Annotated in this window: 21 protein-coding genes; 12 read left to right on the top strand and 9 right to left on the bottom strand. The window is 61.4% G+C overall.

All coding sequences use genetic code 11. The features are described from left to right. Positions 1-97: 97 nt before the first annotated feature. Positions 98-520 carry a DUF4124 domain-containing protein gene (locus tag ACM6IM_RS03105; RefSeq protein ID WP_201194794.1) on the top strand — a complete coding sequence of 141 codons (423 nt, stop codon included), beginning with the start codon at positions 98-100 and terminating at the stop codon, positions 518-520. Between the two features lie 51 nt (positions 521-571). On the opposite strand, the gene ACM6IM_RS03100 is transcribed toward ACM6IM_RS03105, so the two are convergent. Genes ACM6IM_RS03100 through mrcB form a run of 3 tightly spaced genes read right to left on the bottom strand, consistent with a single transcriptional unit; the run spans position 572 to position 3982 of the window. Then, entirely contained in the window at positions 572-907 is a 336-nt protein-coding gene (locus ACM6IM_RS03100) for a YqcC family protein (RefSeq protein ID WP_201194796.1), read from the bottom strand. Then, positions 907-1641: a tetratricopeptide repeat protein gene (locus ACM6IM_RS03095; protein WP_414864118.1), complete on the bottom strand. Its 735-nt coding sequence runs from the start codon at positions 1639-1641 to the stop codon at positions 907-909. Before ACM6IM_RS03095 ends, ACM6IM_RS03100 begins: the two co-directional genes overlap by 1 nt. 16 nt (positions 1642-1657) lie before the next feature. Continuing rightward, positions 1658-3982, bottom strand: a complete 2325-nt coding sequence (mrcB, locus tag ACM6IM_RS03090) for a penicillin-binding protein 1B (RefSeq protein ID WP_192308914.1) — start codon at positions 3980-3982, stop codon at positions 1658-1660. A 117-nt stretch (positions 3983-4099) separates the two neighbouring features. Here mrcB and ACM6IM_RS03085 point away from each other — a divergent pair, with 117 nt between their 5' ends. The 4 genes from ACM6IM_RS03085 (at position 4100) to ACM6IM_RS03070 (ending at position 7433) form a co-directional block, all read left to right on the top strand. Then, entirely contained in the window at positions 4100-5656 is a 1557-nt protein-coding gene (locus ACM6IM_RS03085) for an AAA family ATPase (protein WP_414864117.1), read from the top strand. A gap of 90 nt (positions 5657-5746) precedes the next feature. Further along, positions 5747-6091 (top strand): pentapeptide repeat-containing protein, encoded by a 345-nt coding sequence (locus ACM6IM_RS03080; protein WP_201194807.1) that lies wholly within the window; start codon positions 5747-5749, stop codon positions 6089-6091. A gap of 244 nt (positions 6092-6335) precedes the next feature. Further along, on the top strand, positions 6336-6608 hold the full coding sequence (locus ACM6IM_RS03075; protein WP_007971093.1) for a TfoX/Sxy family protein: 273 nt from the start codon (positions 6336-6338) through the stop codon (positions 6606-6608). A 15-nt stretch (positions 6609-6623) separates the two neighbouring features. Then, entirely contained in the window at positions 6624-7433 is an 810-nt protein-coding gene (locus tag ACM6IM_RS03070; protein WP_414864116.1) for a Crp/Fnr family transcriptional regulator, read from the top strand. Positions 7434-7655: 222 nt separating this feature from the next. On the opposite strand, the gene ACM6IM_RS03065 is transcribed toward ACM6IM_RS03070, so the two are convergent. The 4 genes from ACM6IM_RS03065 to ACM6IM_RS03050 are packed head-to-tail and all read right to left on the bottom strand — an operon-like array spanning position 7656 to position 11198. After that, a complete protein-coding gene (locus ACM6IM_RS03065) occupies positions 7656-8507 on the bottom strand; it encodes a ChaN family lipoprotein (RefSeq protein ID WP_414864115.1) in 852 nt (283 codons plus the stop codon). A 17-nt stretch (positions 8508-8524) separates the two neighbouring features. Then, positions 8525-9292 (bottom strand): heme ABC transporter ATP-binding protein, encoded by a 768-nt coding sequence (locus tag ACM6IM_RS03060; RefSeq protein ID WP_414864114.1) that lies wholly within the window; start codon positions 9290-9292, stop codon positions 8525-8527. After that, positions 9292-10275: a FecCD family ABC transporter permease gene (locus tag ACM6IM_RS03055; RefSeq protein WP_414864121.1), complete on the bottom strand. Its 984-nt coding sequence runs from the start codon at positions 10273-10275 to the stop codon at positions 9292-9294. The genes ACM6IM_RS03060 and ACM6IM_RS03055 overlap by 1 nt, the downstream gene beginning before the upstream one ends. Positions 10276-10325: 50 nt before the next feature. Beyond that, positions 10326-11198, bottom strand: a complete 873-nt coding sequence (locus ACM6IM_RS03050) for a heme/hemin ABC transporter substrate-binding protein (protein ID WP_414864113.1) — start codon at positions 11196-11198, stop codon at positions 10326-10328. Positions 11199-11365: 167 nt separating this feature from the next. On the opposite strand from ACM6IM_RS03050, the gene ACM6IM_RS03045 reads away from it, so the two are divergent. Next, positions 11366-11683 carry a Rieske (2Fe-2S) protein gene (locus tag ACM6IM_RS03045; RefSeq protein WP_192308926.1) on the top strand — a complete coding sequence of 106 codons (318 nt, stop codon included), beginning with the start codon at positions 11366-11368 and terminating at the stop codon, positions 11681-11683. Here ACM6IM_RS03045 and sfsA read toward each other — a convergent pair. Beyond that, positions 11680-12393: a DNA/RNA nuclease SfsA gene (gene sfsA / locus ACM6IM_RS03040; RefSeq protein ID WP_414864112.1), complete on the bottom strand. Its 714-nt coding sequence runs from the start codon at positions 12391-12393 to the stop codon at positions 11680-11682. The two genes, ACM6IM_RS03045 and sfsA, sit on opposite strands and share 4 nt — an antisense overlap. Next, the gene (locus ACM6IM_RS03035) at positions 12393-13565 is read right to left on the bottom strand and encodes a pyridoxal phosphate-dependent aminotransferase (RefSeq protein ID WP_414864111.1); all 1173 of its coding nucleotides are present in this window, start codon (positions 13563-13565) and stop codon (positions 12393-12395) included. Before ACM6IM_RS03035 ends, sfsA begins: the two co-directional genes overlap by 1 nt. Before the next feature lie 335 nt (positions 13566-13900). Here ACM6IM_RS03035 and dksA point away from each other — a divergent pair, with 335 nt between their 5' ends. The 6 genes from dksA to ACM6IM_RS03005 all read left to right on the top strand — a co-directional run bounded on the left by dksA (position 13901) and on the right by ACM6IM_RS03005 (position 22122). Continuing rightward, positions 13901-14344: an RNA polymerase-binding protein DksA gene (dksA, locus tag ACM6IM_RS03030; RefSeq protein ID WP_192308932.1), complete on the top strand. Its 444-nt coding sequence runs from the start codon at positions 13901-13903 to the stop codon at positions 14342-14344. Positions 14345-14493: 149 nt separating this feature from the next. Then, entirely contained in the window at positions 14494-15381 is an 888-nt protein-coding gene (gluQRS, locus tag ACM6IM_RS03025; RefSeq protein ID WP_201194829.1) for a tRNA glutamyl-Q(34) synthetase GluQRS, read from the top strand. Positions 15382-15458: 77 nt separating this feature from the next. Next, complete coding sequence (locus tag ACM6IM_RS03020) at positions 15459-15635, top strand: hypothetical protein (protein ID WP_003176118.1); 177 nt, start codon at positions 15459-15461, stop codon at positions 15633-15635. Further along, complete coding sequence (locus ACM6IM_RS03015) at positions 15619-18573, top strand: sensor histidine kinase (protein WP_192308936.1); 2955 nt, start codon at positions 15619-15621, stop codon at positions 18571-18573. The genes ACM6IM_RS03020 and ACM6IM_RS03015 overlap by 17 nt, the downstream gene beginning before the upstream one ends. 22 nt (positions 18574-18595) lie before the next feature. Then, positions 18596-20032, top strand: a complete 1437-nt coding sequence (locus ACM6IM_RS03010; RefSeq protein ID WP_192308938.1) for a sigma-54-dependent transcriptional regulator — start codon at positions 18596-18598, stop codon at positions 20030-20032. Between the two features lie 686 nt (positions 20033-20718). After that, entirely contained in the window at positions 20719-22122 is a 1404-nt protein-coding gene (locus ACM6IM_RS03005) for a polynucleotide adenylyltransferase PcnB (protein WP_414864110.1), read from the top strand. The last annotated feature ends 3 nt before the right edge of the window (positions 22123-22125 follow it).

Here is a 22125-nt window from a genome sequence, read left to right as displayed (position 1 = left end):
TGTGCTTTATTGAAGTAAGCACATGAGAAAGCAAGAAAAAACCGCGAAACAGCAACTGTGTTAGCTTCAATTGCGCAACCCAATACAAGGAAATGGCATGCGAACGTTTTTCCTGACCGCCAGCCTGTTGGCTGGCTTGAGTCCAATGTGCATGGCCGCGCAGGTTTACAAATGGGTCGATGAACACGGCGTCACCCACTTTGATGCGCAACCGCCCCAAGGCCGGGAAGCCGAAACAGTGGTTACGCCCTCGGCGCCTGCGAGCAACCCGGCGACGCGGCTGCCTGGCAGCACCGTCGGCGATCAACAGGCCATCGACAAGTCGGTGAAAAAGCAGGTCGCCGAGCAGCAGGCCCAACTGAAGGTATTCTGCGAGCAGGCCCGCACGAACCTGGCGCAACTGCAGAACAACCCGCGGCTGCGCGAGGATGTCGACGGTGAGATGCGCCGCCTGACCGACGAGCAACGTCAGGAGCGCACCACCGAAACACAAAGGCAGATCGCCGAGAATTGCCAGTAACGATCCTGCCCTGTGTGAGCGAGCCTGCTCGCGCCGGGAAGGATAAGCGGATCAGCGCGACGTCGTGATCAACAGGTCAAATTCCTTGAGGAGCACCTGCAACTGGCGATCCCGGCCCTGGACATTACGGGAGGCGAAGACCATTTCGGCCATCTCCTGAATGCCCGAAGCGTTGGGCAGCGGCAGATCCTGCTCCAGGATGATTTTCATGCGAGGCAGGAAGATCCACTGCAGCCACTGTTCGAAATCCAGCGTATCGACCGAAAAGGGTTCGACACTGGACAACGCTTCGGCGCAAGGCGCGACATCGTCCCACCATCCCTGAACGCGCAGTTCGCGCTCGATCAGCAACAGCTGTTCGGCAATCTTGGGAAAGCGCACGTCCATTACGAGGAAACCTTGGCCTTCTGACGAGCCAGTGCAGCGCCCGCGGAATCACCCTGCTTCTCACGCGCCTGACCAATCAATTCCCACAGGCTGGCCTGAAGCGCCGGACGTCCATTGGCGAACGTCAGGCCGCGACGGGCAAATTGTTCGGCCTGTGGCGCATCACCCTGCGCCATACGCACCTGGGCCAGGCGATAGAGCACTTGTGGTTCACGGGGTGCAACACGCTGGGCACGCTCGAGGCTGGAGGAAGCGCCATTGAGGTCCCCGCCCGCCTGTTGCTGCTGGGCGGTCGTCAGCAGTGCCAACACCGGACCATCCAGCTGTTCATCGGCGGACAAGCCACCGGCACTCGCCGACGGAATTCCGCTGGGGGTCGACGGCATGCTGTAGCTGCCCTGATTGATCGGCGCCGACTGAACCGGCGAGGTATCGATCGGGCCCGGGGTGATCGGCCCCGGCGTAATCGGCGAAGTGCTGATCGGTGTCGACGAAACGGCACCACCGCCCGGCACCATCACCACGACGCCAGAGTCGCCTTGTGGAATCGCCTGGCCCTGGGCTTGCGCCGGACGCTGCACCGTCGTCTGACGGAAGCCACCATTGGCCGACACCCGCTCACTGTTGGAAACGGCACTGCCGGAATCCACAACCGGAATGGAACCGCGCTGTACGGTGGAGCAACCGCTGAGCAAAGCCACGGTGACCACTGCTGGAATCAACCACTTGTTCACTTGAAACCCTCTTTGCTTAATTCATCCAGCCTTTGACCCAATCCATCACCGTTTCGCCGGAGACAGGGCTTTCCCCACCACACGCAGCGCCGGGAGGCGGTTCGCTGCCGCGAATATACGGCATCTGCACGGCACCTGGGCAATTGGCGTCGGAGCCTTGCCCGGTCCGCGAATCAACCCATGCCTGAACGACGTTGTCCGGTTGCGGCATGTCCAATGGCAGCGGGTCGGCCTTGCGCATGAAGCTGGTCCAGACCTGCAACGCACCGGTGGCGCCAGTGAACGGTGTCTTGCCGTTATCATCGCGCCCCAACCAGACCACCGCCAGCAAGTCCTGACTGAAACCGGCGAACCAGCTGTCTCGCGAGTCGTTACTGGTACCGGTCTTGCCTGCCAGGGTCAGGGTTTTCGGCAATACGTTGTAAACCGAACTGCCCGTACCTTCACGCATGACCCGCTGCATGGCGTTCTGGATCAGATAGATGGACGCCGGATCAAAACGCTGCTGGATCTGGAACGGATAGCGCTTGAGCGGCTCGCCTTCGGCCGTCAGTACACTGCGAATCCCGCGCATCGGCGTATTGAACCCTCCGTTGGCGAGCGTCTGGTACATGGTCGCGACCTCGATCGGGGTCATGCCTCCCGCCCCCAGCAACATCGACGGAAACGCCGGAAACTCACGGTTCACGCCCAGTCGAGCGACGGTTTTCAGCACATTGGGCACGCCGACTGCCAAGCCCAGACGTGCAGTGGACAAGTTGTAGGAGTGCGCCAGGCCCTGATAAAGGAAGACGGTGCCGTGGGAGCGGCGATCATAGTTCTGTGGTTTCCAGACCTGGCCATCCGCCCCCTTGACCGAGAAGGATTCGTCCGACAGCCAACTGGTCAGGCTGTACTGGCTCGGCTTCTCAAGAGCCGTCAGGTAAACGGCCGGCTTGATCAGCGAGCCGATCGGGCGCACCGCATCCAGCGCCCGGTTGAAGCCGGCGAAACTCGCCTGGCGACTGCCGATCATGGCCTGGACTTCACCGGTTTCCGGGTTGGTCACCACCATCGCCGCTTCCACATCATCGGAGCCCTTGCGTCCGGCCAGCCGCTTGAACGTATCGTTGACCGAGGCCTCGGCCTTCATCTGCAGGATTGGATCGAAACTGGTGAAGATCCGCAGGCCTTCTTCGGTCAAGTCTTCATCACGATAGTCTTCGCGCAATTGGCGCTTGACCAGATCGATGAATCCAGGGAACGAGCTGTCGGCGAGTTTGCCCCGCGTCGTCACACCCAGCGGCATTTTCTTCGCCGCCGCGACTTGCTCCGCAGTCGCAACGCCTTGCTGCTCAAGTACATCGAGCACCAGGTTGCGGCGCTCCAGCGCCCGCTCCGGATTGCGCCGCGGGTTGTAATAGGACGGCCCCTTGACCATGCCCACCAGCATGGCGACCTGATGCAACTTCAGTTCGGACAATGGCTGCCCGAAGAAGAACTGGCTGGCCAGGCCGAAACCGTGCACCGCACGCTGACCGTCCTGGCCGACAAACACCTCGTTGAGGTAGGCCTCAAGAATCTCGCGCTTGTCGTAATGCAGCTCGAGCAACATCGCCATCATGGCTTCGGTGAGCTTGCGGGTCAGGCTGCGTTCGCTGGTCAGGTAGAAGTTCTTCACCAACTGTTGCGTCAGGGTACTGCCCCCCTGAGTCATCTTGCCGCCCGAGGTATTGACCCAGATGGCGCGGGCAATCGACTTGGGCGATACGCCCCAGTGGCTGTAGAAATCCCGGTCTTCCACGGCGACCAGGGTTTCGAGCAGGTAAGGCGGGACCTGATCGAGCTTGATCAGAATACGGTCTTCAAGGTTTTTCGGGTAAATCCCGCCAATCAGCAGGGGCTCCAGACGCACCACCGACAACTTCGAGCCGTTGGTCGCCGAGAGTTCGGCCACATAGTCGCCGGAGAATCGCACGCGCACGGGCTGCGCCTTCTCCAGGCCTTCATAGAACTGGAAACCCCGGGTGTTCAAATCCACCGTATTGCCATTGACCGAGGCGGCGCCGGGGCCGTTGCTCACGCTTTCGCGACGATAGCCCAGGGCATCGAGCTCGGTCAGGAAGTCCTCTTTGCTCAGCTTCTGGCCGGTAAACAGCTCGAGCGGGCGCGCATACACCTTCGCCGGGATAGTCCAGCGCTTGCCGGAGAACTTCTCCTGCACGATGGCATCGAGGTAAACGGCGAATCCGGCGAGCAGCACAAGGCCAACCAGACTGAGTTTGATAGCCCAGCTCAACCAGGGACGCAGGCCCCGGGAAGGTGGTTTTTTGGGGGTACGGGGGGATCGGGTACGAGTCATGGCGCCGGATTATACGCACTTTATTCATCGTCAACAGGAGCCAACCGAGGTTTGCGTCGGACGGACTTGCCGCCATAATGACCGCCATATTTTTTGCCAGACTCTGAAGGAACGCCTGTGAGCCAGCCCCTGATCGCCGCCCTGCAAAACCCGGCCCTCTACCCGCATCCGGTAGACGGATTCCAAGTCATCGAAACGCACATCTCCTGGGTGATACTCACGGGCCCCTTCGCTTATAAAGTGAAGAAACCGGTTAACTTCGGCTTTCTCGACTTCACCAGCCTGGATGCCCGCGAGCATTTCTGCGCTGAAGAACTGCGCCTGAACCAGCGCCTGACCGATGATTTGTATCTGGAAGTGTTGCCAATCACCGGCAGCGTCGAGGCGCCACAACTGGGTGGTAATGGCCCGATCCTCGACTTCGCGCTGAAGATGCGCCAGTTCCCCCAGAGCCAATTGCTCAGCACCCTGCAAGCCAACGGCGAGCTGACCACCACGCACATCGACGAGATGGCCGTGCAGATCGCGCAATTCCACCTCAACGCCCCGAAAGTGCCTGCAGAACACGAAGCCGGTACCCCGGACAGCGTCATGGCGCCGGTTCGACAGAACTTCGAACAGATCCGCCCATTCCTGAGTGACAAGGCCGACCTTTTGCAACTCGACGCGCTGCAAGCCTGGGCCGAGAGCAGCTTCGAACGCCTCAAGCCCCTGTTCGCCGAGCGTAAAGCCCAGGGCTTCATCCGTGAGTGCCACGGTGATATCCACCTGGGCAACGCCACCGTGATCGACGGCAAGGTCGTGATCTTCGACTGCATCGAATTCAACGAGCCGTTCCGCTTCACCGACGTTTACGCCGACACCGGTTTCCTGGCGATGGACCTTGAGGACCGTGGCCTGAAATGCCTGGCCCGGCGTTTCATCAGCCAATACCTGGAGTTGACGGGTGACTACCAGGGCCTGGAGCTGTTGAATTTCTATAAAGCCTACCGCGCACTGGTTCGCGCCAAGGTCAGCCTGTTCAGTATGCCGGCCGAGGCCGACCCGGTGCAGCGCGCCACGACCCTGCGCCAGTACCGCAACTACGCCAACCTGGCGGAAAGCTACAGCACCATTCCTTCGCGCTTCCTGGCCATTACCCATGGCGTTTCGGCGGTGGGCAAAAGTCACGTGGCCATGCGCCTGGTGGAAGCGTTGGGCGCGATTCGACTGCGTTCCGATGTGGAGCGCAAACGCATGTTCGGCGAGCAAACCGTCACCAACGACCCTCAGGCCGGCATCTACAGCGCCGACGCAAGCGCCGCGACCTATGCCCGCCTGCATGAAATTGCCGCCGTGATCCTGCATGCCGGTTTCCCTGTGGTGATCGATGCCACGTACCTCAAGCGCGAGCAGCGCGATGGTGCTGCGCAAATCGCCGAAGCCACCGGTGCGCCGTTCCTGATCCTTGACTGCGAAGCACCACAAGCCGTGATCGAAAACTGGCTGGCCCTGCGTCAGGCAGACAAAAACGATCCATCCGACGCCAACCTGGCCGTTATTGCAGCTCAACAGGCCAGTCGTGAAGCGCTGACACCGGCGGAAATCCTGTGCAGCAAACGCGTGCTGACCAATGAAAGCGGGACCCTCGACACCGTTGTCGCACAAATCCGCCAACGCTTGCCGGGCCTGTAAAAAGTATTTCAATCGTGAAGCCTTCATCGGCTTCACGATTGTAACGTAGTGGCATTATACTGGCGTCATAAAACCAACAGGTGACGTGACATGAGCCAGCCCAAACTTCTCGATACACCGCTTTATGCTTTGCTGCACAAAGACGACATCAAGGGTTTCAACAACGAACGCCCAACGGATGGACCTATCGACATGGTCGGGGGTGACTTTCGCGGCCTGGACCTGCGCGAACTGAATGCCGACGGCGTCGACTTCACCAATGCCTATTTCCGTTCCGCCGACCTGCGCGGCATCGATTTCACTCATTCGAAACTGGAAGGCGCCAGCCTGGCTCACGCGCAGATCTCCGGCGCCTACTTTCCGCCGGAACTGAGCGCCGACGAGATCCTGATGTCGATGAACTTCGGCACACGCCTGCGTTATCGCTCACGCTGAAAACGACTGATCACTAAAAAGTCCGGCGCCCCCTGCCTCGCGCTGGACTGCGGATACGTTCGCGCACAAAACCCTGAGCACATCCCGCCTTCCCCTCCTCCGTTGCGATCTGGTACGTCGCGCCCCAGCGTGCTTCTTAGAAGCATTTGCTCCGACAGCGACCAAACAATCACGCTTTTGCTGCTGATGGCTACACTCCTGAGAAGCTCGCCCACGCACCGTTCGGCTATCGCAAGGAGGCTTGATGAATGATGAACTGCAGCATCTGAAGAACCTTGGCAAGACGTCAGCGCAGTGGCTGCATGCCGTGGGCATCCACAGCGCCTCGGATTTGCGTCGGCTGGGGGCCGTGGATGCTTATCGGGCCGTGCGTACGCGCGGGTTTCGAGCGTCCAAAGTGCTGCTGTACGCCATCGAAGGCGCCTTGATGGATGTGCACTGGAACGACATCCCCGCAGAGCGCAAGGAAGCCCTGAATAAACAGCTGGAAGCCATTTCATCACGCCACAAGAACTGAACGGGCCCTGCCACCATGTATTTGCTTGGGGAACAACCGGCCTACGCCGACGTACTGATCGATCGCCTGCAAAACATTCCGGCCCGCCTGCTGGAGCATTTATCCCCGTGCGGCCCGGCGTTGGAGTTTTCGGCGACTGACGATCTGGCAGCCGAATTACCCGTCAATCAATTGTTCATCCTGAAAAGCGGCCTGCTGCATGGATACATCGACGAGCGCCCGCTGTTCTACCTGCATGAAGGCGACCTGGTCGGCTTGCGCCAGGACAGCGACCTGCCACGCTGCCGGCTGTGCACGGATAGCCCGATCACACTGACGCCCTACCTGCGCTCCGAAGTGTTCCAGCACATCCATGCCGACCCGGAGCGCCCGGAACTGTTGCTGCAGTACCTGACCGGTCAGACTGCCCTGTTGTCCGACGCCGTCGCCCGCCTGAAGCAACCGGAGTTACGCAGCACCAACGGCTTTCAGCGCGTCGCGCGTGGCGACATGCTGATCCATCAGGGCGATGAGGCCGATCACGTCTTCGTGATTATCGAGGGCCATGCCGAAGCGTTCGTCGACGGACACAAGGTCGGCGATATCCCCAAGGACGAGATTTTCGGCGCCATGGCCGTATTCACTGGCGAGAAACGTAATGCGAGTGTGATCGCCAGCGAACCCAGTACCGTCATGCTGATCCCCAAAGACCAGTTTCTCAGCCTGACCCGCAGCAATGCGAAGATCGCCCACAGCCTGATCGAAAGCATGGCCCGCAGAATCGACCTGCTGAATAAACAGGTTACACATTTGAGCTCGCTCAAAAGCGGCCCGCCAGGCCAATGATTACGGGCTCCTTCAGCGCTTCGACGGCGATTCTCGAATAAATGAAGAATCAACGGTTGACATGGTAATGAGAATCGATATGATTATCACAACTGGTCGCGAGACTGGTCGATATTTGAACAGCCCTTGGTTCGGACTCTCAGATATCTCCTCATCAGGCTAATCACGGTTATTTGACCCGGCTCTTGCCGGGTCTTTTTTTGCCTGTGGAAAAGTCCGTCCTCACTTGCCGAACTGCTTGCGCATCTGCGCACAGTAATCCGGCGCCTCCATGACGGGGGTGTACCAGACATAGTCGGCCATTGCCGCCGTCACCTCACTGCCCTGCTGAGCGAGCATCAGTACCGTCGGCGCTTCACGCTCACCCAGATCCAGGGCGTGTATCGGCACCCCGACATCCTTGCGCGCGTGGTAAGCACCCGCCAACAACAAGGCCGGGGCGGGAGCTGCCAGCAGCCGCTCGGCCATGCGACGGTCGCGCTGTTGCTGGACGGCGAGCATGGCCGGCATTTGCGAGTCAGGCAGCAGGCCGCAATGGGATTCGCCGACCTGGGCCAAAAGCTCGGCCCTGACAGGCTCGGCGTTGGTGCGAGCACCGCTCAATACCGACGGGTTGGCGTAGATGTCGCGGACCTCGGCAGCATCCAGGTTGGCGGCCAGCAGCGGATACGGCTGGGCCAGGGCGAAACGGACAATCGGACCATACAGGTTCCAATCCCACCCCGACTGCCAGGCCAACGCACCGGGCAAGTCCGCCGGCAACGTCGGCGCCTGACGGACGTCGTCGACGCGGGCCTGCTGGTCCGGCGTGAGCATTTCCAGCAACAGGCTGCCTTGCGGACGCTGATCCCCCAGCGCCTGCAATAGCCAGTGCTGCAATTCGTGGTGATCGCGGTTGTCATGCTGCTCACCGACGATCAACCGCGAGGCGCTGGCCAGCCGCACGACCAGCTCCTGCGCGGTCAACGGCTGGCCGCTGTGCACGTCACGAATGTCACCGACGATCGGCGGCGGCGCTGAAACATGTTGGCAGGCGCTCAGCATCAACCCCGCCAGAATCATTCCTGCACGCATGCACTCCCCCTTCACCTTCAGCGGGCGATGATCAGCGGATGCCCGCGCTCTGGATGCTGTTGTACCAACACGTCCAAGCCGAATACCGCCTTGAGCGGCTCTGGACGCAATACTCGCTCGGGCGTATCGAGCGCGACCGGGCGACCGCCTTCAAGCAGCAGCAGGCGATCACAATAACGCGCCGCGAGGTTCAGATCATGCAGGATCACCAGCACAGCCGCTCCTCGGTCGGCGAACTCGCGCACCGCTTGCAGGGTGGTGTGCTGGTGCAGTGGATCGAGCATCGAGGTGGGCTCGTCCAGCAGTAACGTCTGGCCCGTCTCGCCAGGCCAGAGCTGCGCCAGCACACGCGCCAGGTGCACACGCTGGCGCTCGCCACCGGACAGCGCCAGGTAACTGCGCCCCATCAGGTGCCCGGCATCGGCTGCGTTCAACGCCGCGAGGACAATTTCGTCATCCCGAACCCGGCCGCTCTGGTGCGGCAAGCGCCCCATGCCGACCACTTCTTCGACACGGAAGGCGAAATCCAGGGTCGACACCTGTGGCAACACCGCCAGGCGCTGGGCTCGCCGGGCACCGGTCCACTCCCGCAGCTCGCGATCATCGAGCCAGACGCTGGGTTGATCCGCGTGCAACTCGCCGCCCAATGCGCCCAGCAGCGTGCTTTTTCCGGCACCGTTGGGTCCCAGCACGCCGAGCACTTCCCCGGGTCTGAGTTCCAGCGTGATGTCCGTCAGGACGAGCTTGCGGCCTCGGCGGATGTGCAGATTCTGCGTTCGCAACATCAGGCACGTCCCCTGAGCAGCAAATATAGAAAGAACGGCGCACCGATAAACGCAGTGACAATGCCGATCGGCAGCTCGGCCGGCGCCAGCGCCAGGCGCGCCACCAGGTCGGCAAACAGCAGCAGACTCGCGCCCGCCAGCACCGAGGCCGGCAGCAGCACGCGATGATCCGGGCCGGCCAGCAAGCGCACCAGATGCGGCACCACCAGCCCGACGAAACCGATCATACCGGCCGCCGCCACGGCCGCACCGACGCCCAACGCCGTGCAAAACACCAGTTCACGCTTGAGCCTCTCGACATCGACGCCCAAATGGCCGGCCTCCGACTCCCCCAGCAACAACGCATTCAGGGCCTTGGCCCGGCGTGGCAACCATAACGCCACGCCGACAGTGATCAGTAGCAGCGGCCAGAGTCGCGAGTAACTGGCCCCGTTGAGGCTGCCCAGGTTCCAGAACGTCAGGGTGCGCAGGGTCGCGTCGTCCGCCAGATAGGTAAACAGCCCCACGGCGGAGCCCGCCAGTGCAGTGAGGGCGATACCCGCCAACAGCATGATGGCGACATTGGTCTGCCCGTTGCGGCGCCCCAGCCGATACACCAGCGCGGTCACGCCCAGCCCGCCGATAAACGCGCACAGCGATAGCAGGTATGGCCCGAATGACTCCGGCAAACCGCCAAAGGCCGTTGCGCCGACAATCGCAATGGCCGCCCCCAACGCCGCACCACTGGAAACGCCCACCAGCCCGGGATCGGCCAGCGGGTTGCGAAACAAGCCTTGCATGGCCACGCCCGACAGCGCCAACACCCCGCCCACTGCCAGCCCCAGCAACGTGCGCGGCAGGCGAATCTGCCCGAGGATCAGTTCAGCCTGCTCCAGCCCGTCAGGTGCAATGGGCAGGCCGAGCAGACGCAAACTCGCGCGCAGGGTATCAAGCAGGGGAAGGCTGACCGGCCCCAGCGCCAGCGACAGCCAGATTGCCAACAAACACAGAAGGCTCAGGCCGATGAACAATGCACGGGGCTTTACCAGCACGGTCATGGAGTGGCAGTGCCGGGGTAGAACAGGTCGCTGACTTTTTTCACGGCCAAGGGCAGACGTGGGCCGAGCCCACCCACCAGCAGCGTCGGATCAAGCTCCATGACCCGCCCATCACGGGCGGCGCGGGTCGAGGACAGGATCGGGTTCTCCTTGAACAACGCTGCGCGGGCTGCCTCGCCCGTCAGCGCGCGGTCGGCGAACACCAGCACTTCGGGGTCCAGGCTGATCAGGGACTCGTTGGAGAAGGGTTTGTAACCGGTGTGGGTCGCCAGATTGTGCCCACCGGCGCTCTCAATCAGCCAATCGGCCGCCGTGTCCTTACCGGCGATCAGGGGTTTGCCGCCCGCATGACCGACCAGCAACAGCACACCCGGTGATGATTGTTTGACCTGCGCCCTGGTCACGCGGACTTTCTGCTGGTCGAGTTGTCGCTGATAGTCCTGGAACAACTGCACCGCCTTGTCCTCTGCGCCGAGCAACCGGCCCAGATGCTGCAAATTGTCCTGCAACGCTGGCAGATCGGGCTGGGCCGAGAACAACTCGACTTGCACACCTGCCGTACGAATCTGCGAAATCACCGGCGGCGGGCCCATTTCCTCGGTGCCCACCAGTATTTGTGGGCGCAGGCTCAACACGCCTTCGGCCGATAGCTGCCGTTGATAGCCAATGCTGGGCAATGCCGTGAGAGATGGCGGGTGCTGGCTGGTGGTGTCGACCCCGACCAGTTTCGCCTCGCCACCCAGTGCACTGACCCATTCCGACAGGGCGCCGCCGGCGCTGACCCAACGTTGCGGCAATTCGGCCGCTGCGCCGTGGTGGCTGACGAGAAGTCCGGCACAAAGCGCAATAACGCGGGTACTGAGGCGCATAAACAGCTTCCTTTTAAGGTTTTTCCCAGGCATCGAAAGACCAGGCCAAGTATCCTCGACGTGCGGCAGCTACCTGTGGACAAGGTGGCCATTTGATAATTGTTTTCATTTGAACGTCAAGCTCGGACATATTCAGTCACGAGCCGCCGACGACGTTGAGGATAGTCATGAAGTTTCTTTGCGCTGGCGCTGAGCTGGCCGACTCCAGCAGCCGCGGTTTCGACGTCGATGGCCAGAAGCTGTTTGCCGTGCGCCGCAACGGCCAGGTCTACGTCTATCTCAATCGCTGCCCGCACCGCGGCGTCGGTCTGGAATGGACGCCTGACCAGTTCCTCGACCCCAGCAACAGCCTGATCCAGTGCGCCACCCACGGCGCACTGTTCCTGATCGAAGACGGTGAGTGCGTGGCCGGCCCCTGCGCCGGACAATCTCTGACCCGCGTTGACAGCCGTGAAGACGACCAGGGCATCTGGATCAACCCTTAACGGTCGAGCAAAACATCCAGACGCCGCTCGACCCGCATTCCTTCATGGCTCAAAGCCACGCCATAAGCCAGCACCTCAACCCCGCACGCCACCGCGTCGCGCAAGGCCGAGGCGTAGGCCGCATCGATTTCGTGCGCTGGACGTACTGCCTCGATACCGCTCAGGCAGACGCAATACAACTGCACCGCCCGAATGCCGTCCCGGGCCAGGTGAGCCAGCTCCCTCAAGTGCTTGGCGCCTCGCTGGGTCACCGCATCGGGAAACGCGGCAACGGCTGAGCCATCGAAGCCCAGGGTCACGCTTTTGACTTCCACGTACGCCGGCCCATCCGGGTAATCGAGACGAAAATCGATACGGCTGCTTTCCTGTCCGTAGGCCACTTCACGCTTGAGTCCGGTAAAACCGTTGAGCTCGGCGATGACCCCGTTGCGCAGCGCCTCTTCGATCAAGCCATTGGCGCGTCCGGTGTTCACGCAAAACAGCCGGCCCTGCGGGGTTTCGCCGATTTCCCAGGTCCCCGGCAACTTGCGTTTCGGGTCATTGGAGCGACTGAACCACACCTGCCCGCCTTCAACCTGGCAATTGAGCATCGAGCCGGTGTTCGGGCAATGAAGGGTGAGGAACTCGCCATCGACGGTTTCGATATCGGCGAGAAAACGCTTGTAACGCCGGATCAGGCGACCTTCTTCCAGTGGGGGATCAAAACGCATCAGCCTTGCCAACTCCGCAGACCGCGAGCAATGCGTTCCACCGCTTCCTGCAGACGCGGCAAGCTCTGGGTATAGGCAAACCGCACGTGATGACCGGCCTGATAACGCCCGAAATCCAGGCCCGGGGTGATTGCCACATGCTCGGTTTCGAGGAAGTGGCGGCAGAACGCGAAGGCATCGCCGCCGAACTGGCTGATATCGGCGTACAAATAGAAGGCGCCTTCCGGCTCTACGGCAATATTGAAGCCCAGCTCACGCAAGGCGGGCAGCAGGAAATCCCGGCGCCGTCCAAACTCAGCACGCCGCTCTTCGAGAATGGCAATGGTCGCCGGTTCGAAACAGGCCAGGGCCGCATGCTGCGCCATGCTCGGAGCGCTGATGTAGAGGTTTTGCGCCAGCTTCTCCAACTCACCGACCGCCGCCTCCGGCGCCACGAGCCAGCCAAGCCGCCAGCCGGTCATGCCGAAATACTTTGAAAAACTATTCAGCACAAAGGCGCTGTCGTCGACTTCCAGCACGCTGGCGGCATCGGTGCCGTAGGTCAGGCCATGGTAGATCTCGTCCACCACCAGATGGCCATGACGCGCCTTGATCGCGCCCGACAGCCCGGCCAGTTCGTCGCGAGTCAGGATCGTCCCGGTCGGGTTGGCCGGCGAAGCCACCAGCGCGCCGACGCTGTCGTGGTCCCAATGACGCTCGACCAGGTCCGGCGTCAGTTGATAGCGCACCTCCGGCCCCACCGGCACCAATTGCGCCGCACCTTCCACCAGACGCAGGAAATGCCGGTTGCACGGGTAGCCCGGATCCGCCAGCAACCAGTGCTTGCCCGGGTCCACCAGCAGGGCGCTGGCCAGCAGCAACGCACCGGAACCGCCGGGCGTGATCAGGATTCGCCGGGGATCGATGTTCAGACCGTAACGCTGCTGATAGAAGCCTGAAATCGCCTCGCGCAGTTCGGGGATGCCCCGGGCGGCGGTATACCGGGTCTTGCCCGCCGTCAGCGCAGCCTGGCCGGCCTGGATGATCGGTTCGGCGGTGATGAAGTCGGGTTCGCCTATCTCCAGGTGGATCACGTCGTGGCCGGCAGCTTGCAGTTCGTTGGCCCGCGCCAGCAGCGCCATGACATGGAACGGTTCAATTGCGCGACTGCGGGCACTGTAGGGCTGAGCCATTGGCCTTCCTTCAACAAAAGGGAAAACACCGATTCTACCCAAGCGCAGGAACGAGCGAGAACCTAAAGCGGTCAGACCCCTTGAGACCCTGGCCACAAACGCTCATGCGAGTGCGCCAGGTTTGACTAAAATCATTAATTGATCAGGCCTCCATCACCACCAGGCAAGGCTTTGCAATCATTTGCAAGCCCCGCGGGCTGTGCCCTCGACATCCGGGAGTAGCGCGGTCCGATTCGATCTGGTAAGTTCGCCCGCTTGCAGCCGCAGGGCCGGCGGGTGCCGGTGATGGAGCAATCCTGCGCAGATGGATTACAAGAGTAGAGGCGGTCTATTTCATGTCCACCCAAGCAAAGCAACAGCCAGTCCAGTCGATCAGCGGCTTCGAACCCTATGTGGAAAAGCCGGGCGAGGAGTACATGGGCAAGCCCATGCGCGCTCACTTCACCAAGGTCCTGAACAAGTGGAAACAGGACCTGATGCAGGAAGTCGACCGCACGGTTGATCACATGAAGGACGAAGCGGCCAACTTCCCTGACCCCGCAGACCGTGCCAGCCAGGAAGAAGAGTTCGCACTCGAACTGCGCGCCCGCGATCGTGAGCGCAAGTTGATCAAGAAGATCGACAAGACCCTGCAACTGATCGAAGACGAAGAGTACGGTTGGTGCGAATCCTGCGGCGTGGAAATCGGCGTCAAGCGCCTGGAAGCCCGTCCGACCGCCGACATGTGCGTCGACTGCAAGACCCTGGCGGAAATCAAGGAAAAACAAGTCGGCAAGTAATGACGACTTGAATGAAGAACGGAGCGTGCGAACGCTCCGTTTTTGTTTCTGATATTTGGCCTGGCACATAACCTGTGGGAGCGGGCATTCGCGAGCAAGCCCGCTCCCACAGAGGTCTGGCGCCAGCCTGGAATAATGATACCGCCTGTATGAAATCCCCGACCTACATCGGCCGCTTCGCCCCCACGCCCAGCGGACACCTGCATTTCGGATCGCTGGTTGCCGCACTGGCCTCCTATCTCGACGCGCGTGCAGTGGGCGGGCGTTGGCTGGTGCGCATGGAAGACCTTGATCCACCCCGGGAAGAGCCCGGCGCGCAGGCAGCCATCCTCAAGGCACTGGAAAGCTACGGTTTCGAGTGGGATGGCGACATGGTCCGCCAGAGCGAGCGTCACGAAGCCTATGCCGACGTGCTCAATCAGCTGTTCAATCATGGCCTGGCGTACGCCTGCACCTGCTCGCGAAAGCAGCTCGAGCCCTATCACGGCATCTACCCGGGGCTGTGCCGCAATGCAGGCCACGGCAGCGAAGACGCGGCGATCCGCTTGCGTGTCCCGGAGCTGGAATATCACTTCATCGACCGGGTACAAGGCGAATTTCGCCAGCACCTGGGGCGTGACGTCGGCGATTTCGTGATCCGCCGCCGCGACGGCCTTTACGCCTACCAACTGGCGGTGGTACTCGATGATGCCTGGCAGGGCATCACCGACATCGTGCGGGGTGCCGACCTGCTGGATTCGACGCCACGCCAGCTCTATCTGCAGGAATTGCTCGGCCTGTCGCAACCGCGTTACCTGCACATTCCGCTGATTACTCAACCTGACGGCAACAAGCTCGGCAAATCCTACCGTTCGCCGCCGTTGACCGAAGATCAGGCCACCCCCCTGTTGTTGCGGGCCTTGCGCGCCCTGGGGCAGGCTCCGGGGAGCGAACTGAAGTACGCAACGCCCCGGGAAGTGCTGAACTGGGGGATCGCCCACTGGGATGCCACGAAGATCCCGCGCACACTCAACCTGCCCGAAGCGCAACTACAGTGATCAGACTTGCAGTGGCGCCCCCATCCGTTACCATCGCCGCACGTTTTCGGGCACGCGCATAAAAAAGAGAGGCCGGGATGTACATCTATCGCTTGGTCCTGCTTCTGGTCGTGGGGATCTATCTGTTCTCCCCCGCCATCATGGATTGGTGGATCGACGCCACGGGCGCCTGGTATCGCCCTTATCTGCTCTGGCTGATCCTGATCGTCGTGACCTTCATCCTGCAGAGCCAAAAAGATGCCGATGAGCTTTAGCCTGACCCAGATGATCCTGATCAGCGCCGCCTACCTGGCCGTGCTGTTCGGCGTAGCCTGGGTCAGCGAACGGGGCATGATCCCCCGGGCGATCATTCGCCACCCGCTGACCTACACCTTGTCGCTCGGGGTCTATGCCAGCGCCTGGGCGTTTTATGGCACGGTCGGCCTGGCCTATCAGTACGGCTATGGCTTCCTGTCCAGCTACCTGGGGGTTTCCGGTGCGTTCCTGCTGGCGCCGGTGCTGCTGTACCCGATCCTGAAGATCACCCGCACCTATCAGTTGTCGTCACTGGCCGACCTGTTCGCGTTCCGCTTTCGCAGCACCTGGGCGGGCGCACTGACCACGGTGTTCATGCTGATCGGCGTGCTGCCGCTGCTGGCGCTGCAGATCCAGGCGGTGGCCGACTCCATCAGTATTCTCACCCGCGAGCCGGTGCAGCATCGCGTGGCACTGAGCTTCTGTGCACTGATTACCCTGTTCACGATTTTCTTCGGCTCGCGCCATATCGCCACCCGCGAGAAACATGAAGGCCTGGTGTTCGCGATCGCCTTCGAGTCGGTGATCAAGCTGATCGCCATCGGCGGCGTCGGTCTGTACGCCCTCTACGGCGTCTTCGACGGCCCGCAACAGCTTGAGTTATGGCTGTTGCAAAACCAGACCGCCCTCGCCGCCCTGCACACGCCGTTGCAGGAAGGCCCGTGGCGCACGCTGTTGCTGGTGTTTTTCGCCTCGGCGATCGTCATGCCGCACATGTACCACATGACCTTCACCGAAAACCTCAACCCGCGCTCACTGGTCAGCGCGAGCTGGGGCCTGCCGCTGTTCCTGCTGCTGATGAGCCTGGCAGTGCCGCTGATCCTTTGGGCCGGACTGAAACTGGGGGCCACCACCAACCCGGAATTTTTCACCCTGGGCATCGGCATCGCCGCCAACAACAAAGCGCTGGCGCTGCTGGCCTATGTCGGCGGGTTATCGGCCGCCAGCGGCCTGATCATCGTCACCACGCTGGCCCTGTCCGGTATGGCGCTCAACCACCTGGTGCTGCCGCTTTACCAGCCGCCCGCCGAAGGCAATATCTATCGCTGGCTGAAATGGACCCGGCGCGCCTTGATCGTCGCGATCATCATGGCCGGCTACGGTTTCTACCTGTTGCTGGGGGCGGAGCAGGACCTGGCCAACCTTGGCATCGTCGCCTTCGTCGCGACGCTGCAATTCCTGCCCGGGGTGCTGTCGGTCCTGTACTGGCCGACTGCCAACCGTCGAGGTTTCATCGCCGGCCTGCTGGCGGGGATCCTGGTGTGGCTGGTGACCATGCTGTTGCCGCTGGTCGGCAACCTGCAGGGTTTCTACATTCCACTGCTGAACATGATCTACGTGCTGGACGACACCAGTTGGCACATGGCGGCGATTGCCTCGCTGGCCGCCAACGTGCTGATGTTCACGCTGATTTCGCTGTTCACCAATGCCAGCACCGAAGAAGCCAGCGCGGCCGAAGCCTGCGCCGTGGACAACGTGCGTCGCCCGCAACGCCGCGAACTGCATGCCGCCTCGCCACAGGAGTTCGCCACGCAACTGGCCAAACCCCTGGGTGCCAAAGCCGCACAGAAGGAAGTCGAGCAGGCCCTGCGCGATCTCTACCTGCCGTTCGACGAACGCCGGCCATACGCCCTGCGTCGCTTGCGTGACCGGATCGAGGCCAACCTCTCCGGCCTGATGGGCCCCAGCGTGGCACAGGACATGGTCGAAACCTTCCTGCCGTACAAGGCAGGCGGCGAAAACTATGTCACCGAGGACATTCACTTCATCGAAAGCCGTCTCGAGGATTACCACTCGCGACTGACCGGCCTGGCCGCCGAGCTCGACGCCCTGCGTCGCTATCACCGCCAGACCCTGCAGGAACTGCCGATGGGCGTCTGTTCCCTGGCCAAGGATCAGGAGATCCTCATGTGGAACAAGGCCATGGAGGAACTCACCGGGATCGCCGCGCAGCGCGTGGTCGGTTCGCGCCTGAGCACCATTGCCGAGCCGTGGAAAGGCCTGTTGCAAGGGTTCATCAATGTGCCGGACGAGCACTTGCACAAACAGCACCTGGCCCTCGATGGCCAGACCCGCTGGCTGAACCTGCACAAGGCGGCCATCGACGAGCCGCTCGCACCGGGTAACAGCGGCCTGGTCCTGCTGGTGGAAGACCTGACCGAAACCCAGATGCTCGAAGACAAGCTCGTGCACTCCGAGCGCCTGGCGAGCATCGGCCGCCTCGCGGCGGGCGTGGCCCATGAGATTGGCAACCCGATCACCGGCATCGCCTGCCTGGCGCAAAACCTGCGTGAAGAGCGGGAAGAAGACGGCGAACTCAAGGAAATCAGCGGCCAGATCCTCGAACAGACCAAACGCGTGTCGCGCATCGTGCAGTCACTGATGAGCTTTGCCCATGCCGGCACGCATCAGCACAATGACGAAGCCGTCTGTCTGGCCGAAGTGGCCCAGGATGCCATCGGCCTGCTGGCGTTGAACCGCCGCAATTTCGAAGTGCAGTTCTATAACCTGTGCGACCCCGACCACTGGGTCGAGGGCGATCCGCAGCGCCTCGCCCAGGTATTGATCAACCTGCTCTCGAACGCCCGTGACGCCTCGCCTCCCGGCAGTGCGGTCAGGGTCAAGAGCGAAGCCGGCGAACACACGGTCGACCTGATCGTGGAGGACGAAGGCAGTGGCATACCGAAGAACATCATGGACCGGTTGTTCGAACCTTTCTTTACCACCAAGGACCCTGGCGAAGGCACCGGTCTGGGCCTTGCACTGGTCTATTCCATCGTTGAAGAGCATTATGGACAAATCACCATCGACAGCCCGGCTGATGTACAAAGCCAACGCGGCACCCGTATCAGGGTGACTTTGCCGCGTCATGTCGAAGCGACGTCCGCTGTGAACTGAGACCGTCGAGAGTATCGAATCAATGCCGCACATTTTGATCGTCGAAGACGAAACAATCATCCGCTCCGCCTTGCGCCGCCTGCTGGAGCGCAACCAGTACCAGGTCAGCGAAGCCGGTTCAGTGCAGGAAGCACAAGAACGCTTCACCATTCCCACGTTCGACCTGATCGTCAGTGACCTGCGCCTGCCAGGCGCACCGGGCACCGAACTGATCAAACTTGGCCAGGGCACTCCGGTGCTGATCATGACCAGCTACGCCAGCCTGCGCTCGGCAGTCGACTCCATGAAGATGGGCGCAGTGGACTACATCGCCAAGCCTTTCGATCACGACGAAATGCTCCAGGCCGTCGCCCGGATCCTGCGTGACCGGCAATCGGCCCCGGCCAACAGCGAATCGCCTGTCGGCAAAGCCGTCAACGGTGCGGCGAAGCCCGGCGTCGACAGCAGCAACGGCGAAATCGGCATCATTGGCTCCTGCCCGCCCATGCAGGATCTCTACGGCAAAATCCGCAAAGTGGCACCGACCGACTCCAATGTCCTGATCCAGGGCGAGTCCGGCACCGGCAAGGAACTGGTGGCCCGCGCCCTGCACAACCTGTCCAAACGGGCCAAGGCGCCGATGATTTCGGTGAACTGCGCAGCGATTCCGGAAAGCCTGATCGAGTCCGAACTGTTCGGCCACGAGAAAGGCGCCTTTACCGGCGCCAGCGCCGGGCGTGCTGGCCTGGTGGAAGCGGCCGACGGCGGCACCCTGTTCCTCGATGAGATCGGCGAACTGCCGCTGGAAGCCCAGGCTCGACTGCTTCGCGTGTTGCAGGAAGGCGAAATTCGCCGGGTCGGTTCGGTACAGTCGCAAAAGGTCGACGTGCGCCTGATCGCCGCGACCCACCGCGACCTCAAGAGCCTGGCGAAAATCGGCCAGTTCCGTGAGGACCTGTACTACCGGCTGCACGTGATTGCCCTGAAACTGCCGGCATTGCGCGAGCGTGGCGCCGATGTCAACGAAATCGCCAATGCGTTCCTGGCGCGACAGAGCGCACGGATCAACCGCACCGACCTGAAGTTTGCCCCGGATGCCGAGCAGGCAATTCGTCACTATTCCTGGCCCGGCAACGTCCGCGAACTGGAAAACGCTGTCGAGCGCGCGGTCATCCTGAGCGAAAGCCCGGAGATATCCGCCGAGCTGCTGGGGATCGACATCGAACTGAGCGACCTCGACGACGATGAATTCATCGGCCTGGCACCGCAACAGGGTAACGGTGCCGCCAACAACAGCCATGAACCGACCGAGGACCTGTCACTGGAGGATTACTTCCAGCACTTCGTCCTCGAGCATCAGGACCACATGACCGAAACCGAGCTGGCGCGCAAACTGGGTGTGAGCCGTAAATGCCTGTGGGAACGTCGCCAGCGCCTGGGTATCCCGCGGCGCAAGACCGGCGTGGCCAGCGAGAGCTGAACGTCACCTGCGGGGTGCGCGAGTAACACATGAATCTGTGAAAAAACTGTTACCGCCGATTTTTCACGTAACAGAAGCCGGGGCTTACGGTAACGAAGCCCCGGTTTTTTTGGGCCTTGAAAAACCGGGTCAGCGGGCCTAACCCCTTGTTTTGCTAGGCTTCACAAAAGTTGGCACGCACCCTGCTATATGTTTGGTACAAGAACAATAACAAGCAATGCATAAGACAATAAAAATAAGACGAATCGACTCACGCACAATAAAAACAAGACGGCGAGAGGCGCAGCTAACTGATTCTTTTGGAGAGGCGTTGTATTTGGGGCGTGCCCCACGACCAGGCCGAGAACAACAAAAACTGTCCTAAGACAGAGCCTGAACTGGTTGGATCGAAAGATCACTGCAACACAGCGACCAAAGCAATCCGTTTGCTCTTGGCTCCCGATTGGGAGGGTCATGAAGGAAACCTTCATGGCGAGGGCACTCAACAAAAACAAAAAGCCCGAAACCAATAACAAAAATAGAGCATGCAACTACTTCTTGGGGAGCTTCGGCTCCCCTTGTAGTTTCCGCCCCCCGGGACCTTCCCTACAGCGTCCTACACCATCCTCTGACTAAATGCTAGAATCCCCGCCCATCATGCGGTCATTCTTCGTTTTGGCCGAACATTCCTTCAAACAGTGCATCCCATGCTGAAGAAGCTGTTCCAGTCACTCCGTTCTCCCAAGCGTATTACGCAACACATCCGCAGCACGCCTGAAGTGCTTAACAGCGGTCAACATTCGCTGCAAAAGGCGCAGTTCAGCCGTTATGCGGTGAATATCGTCGAACGCCTGCAGAGCGCCGGTTATCAGGCTTACCTGGTCGGCGGCTGCGTGCGCGACATGATGCTCGGCATCACGCCCAAGGATTTCGACGTCGCCACCAGCGCCACGCCTGAACAGGTTCGCGCCGAATTCCGCAATGCGCGGATCATTGGCCGTCGCTTCAAGCTGGTGCACATCCATTTCGGCCGCGAAATCATCGAAGTCGCGACCTTCCGCGCCAATCACCCGCAAAACGAAGAGGAAGAAGACAGCAACCAGTCTTCCCGCAACGAAAGCGGGCGCATTCTGCGCGATAACGTCTACGGCACCCTGGAAGAGGACGCGCAACGCCGCGACTTCACCATCAACGCCCTGTACTACGATCCGGTCAGCGAGCGCATCCTCGATTACGCCAACGGCGTACACGATATCCGCAACCACCTGATCCGCCTGATCGGCGATCCGAAGCAGCGCTACCAGGAAGACCCGGTACGGATGCTGCGGGCCGTGCGGTTTGCCGCCAAGCTGAATTTCGGTATCGAAAAACACAGCGCCCTGCCGATCCGTGATCTGGCGCCGATGCTGCGCGAGATTCCGTCGGCCCGTCTGTTCGAAGAAGTGCTCAAGTTGTTCCTCTCCGGCCACGCCGCGGACACGTTTGAAATGCTGGTCGACCTGCAACTGTTCGATCCGCTGTTCCCGGCCAGCGCCGAGGCCCTGGAGTACAACCCGACGTACACCCACACCCTGATCAGCGAAGCACTGATCAACACCGACCTGCGCATCAAGCAGAACAAGCCGGTGACCCCGGCGTTCCTGTTTGCCGCATTGCTCTGGCCTGCCCTGCCGGCTCGCGTACTGCGCCTGCAGGAACGTGGCATGCCGCCAATTCCGGCCATGCAGGAAGCGGCGCACGAACTGATCGCCGAACAGTGCCAGCGGATCGCGATCCCCAAACGCTTCACAATGCCGATCCGGGAAATCTGGGACATGCAGGAGCGCCTGCCGCGCCGCAGCGGTAAACGCGCCGACCTGTTGCTGGACAACCCTCGCTTCCGTGCCGGTTACGACTTCCTCCTGCTGCGTGAAAGCGCCGGCGAGCAAACCAACGGCCTGGGCGAATGGTGGACCGATTATCAGGACGCCAACGACAGCGAACGGCGGGACATGATCCGCGACCTCAGCGGCAAGGACGACGGCGACTCAGGCGCTCCCCGCAAACGGCGCCGCAGCACGGGCGCCAAACGCAAGCGCACGGCCGGCGCCCCGAGCGGCAGCGGCGAGTAAACG

The organism is Pseudomonas sp. IT-P12 (assembly GCF_949767465.1).
Taxonomy (GTDB): domain Bacteria; phylum Pseudomonadota; class Gammaproteobacteria; order Pseudomonadales; family Pseudomonadaceae; genus Aquipseudomonas.
The sequence above is the reverse complement of the archived record's forward strand: the minus strand, read 5'-3'. Positions and strand labels throughout refer to the sequence as shown.